Origin of the sequence: Microbacterium sp. H83, assembly GCF_001650405.1 — a bacterium.
In the GTDB taxonomy this organism is placed as follows: Bacteria; Actinomycetota; Actinomycetes; order Actinomycetales; family Microbacteriaceae; genus Microbacterium.
On record NZ_LWCU01000048.1, the window covers coordinates 1 to 1,417 of the forward strand.

1 protein-coding gene is annotated in these 1,417 nt (G+C 66.4%); it reads right to left on the reverse strand.

Annotated elements, in window-relative coordinates:
* Positions 1 to 59: 59 nt before the first annotated feature.
* Positions 60 to 1,295, reverse strand: a complete 1,236-nt coding sequence (locus tag A4X16_RS14795) for an IS256 family transposase (protein WP_046746337.1) — start codon at positions 1,293 to 1,295, stop codon at positions 60 to 62.
* Between the last annotated feature and the right edge of the window lie 122 nt (positions 1,296 to 1,417).

The following is a 1,417-nucleotide window of genomic DNA, read 5'->3' on the forward strand; positions in this document are numbered from 1 at the left end:
GGCCGCGTCCGTTTGAGTGGTGGTCTTTCGCTTCGTTGCGATGATCAGCTGTCGTTAGTTTAGGCGGCGGTGATCTCGGGGAGTATCACCGCCTCGTCGATGGTGGGGGTGGTCGCGGTGAGCTCGGTCATGGAGGCTTCGGAGAAGTAGCGGCGGTCGGCGGCTTCCCATTCGTCGTGTTGCTCGACGAGGACGGAGCCGGCCAGGCGGAGCAGGGCGGCGTTGTTCGGGAACACGCCAACGACGTCGGTGCGGCGCTTGATCTCCCGATTGAGGCGTTCCAGCGGGTTCGTGGACCAGATCTGTCGCCAATGCCGGGCGGGGAACGCTTTGAACGCGAGGATGTCGTCACGGGCGTCGGTGAGCATCACGGCGGTCTTGGGGTGGACGCGCTCGATCATGCGCACGACTTCGTCGAACTGGGCATCGATGTGCTCGGCGTCGGGTTGGGCGAAGATCGTGCGGATCACGCTGGCGACCATCTCCTGCCGGCCCTTCGGGAGGGCGGTCAGGACGTTGCGCATGAAGTGGACGCGGCAGCGCTGCCAGGCGGCGCCCTGCAACACGGTCGCTGCGGCCTTCTTCAGTCCGGCGTGGGCGTCGGAGATCACCAGCTTCACCCCGCCCAGACCTCGTGTCTTCAACGAGCGCAGGAACTGCTTCCAGAACTCCTCGGTCTCGCTGTCTCCGACATCGAAGCCCAGCACGACCCGCCGCCCGTCAGCGGCGACGCCGATCGCGACGACGACCGCCTGGGACACGACACGGTGGTCGATGCGGACCTTGCAGTAGGTCGCGTCGAGGAACACGTAGGGGTAGGCGATGTCAGACAGCGAGCGGTCGCGGAACGATGCGACCTCGGCGTCGAGCCCTTGGCAGATGCGGGACACCTCGGACTTCGAGATGCCAGTGTCAGCGCCGAGCGCTTTGACGAGGTCATCGACCTTCCGGGTTGAGACGCCGTGGAGGTAGGCCTCCATCACGACCGCGAACAAGGCTTGGTCGACCCGGCGGCGCCGCTCCAGCAGCGACGGGAAGAACGACCCCTGCCGCAACTTCGGGATCCGCAACTCCAGATCCCCAGCCGTGGTCGACAGCACCCGCGGCCGGGAACCGTTGCGGGTAGTCGTGCGCTCGCTCGTGCGCTCGTAGGGGGCGGCGCCGATGAATGCGGCTGTCTCCGCGTCGATCAGCTCCTGGTAGAGCCGCTCGGTCGCGGCTCGGATGCGGTCGGTGGTGCCGGTGAGCTTCAGTTCCCCGAGCAGCTCGAGGAGGGCAGACTGGTCAAGAGCCATCGTGCGGTGTCGTCTTTCTGTGTGAGTTCTTGGTCGTTCTCACTGACCATCGCACGATGGCTCACCCCGTCGCGGTCACGACGCCGCGGGCCCGAAAGACCACCACCCCGCGGGACTCCAGG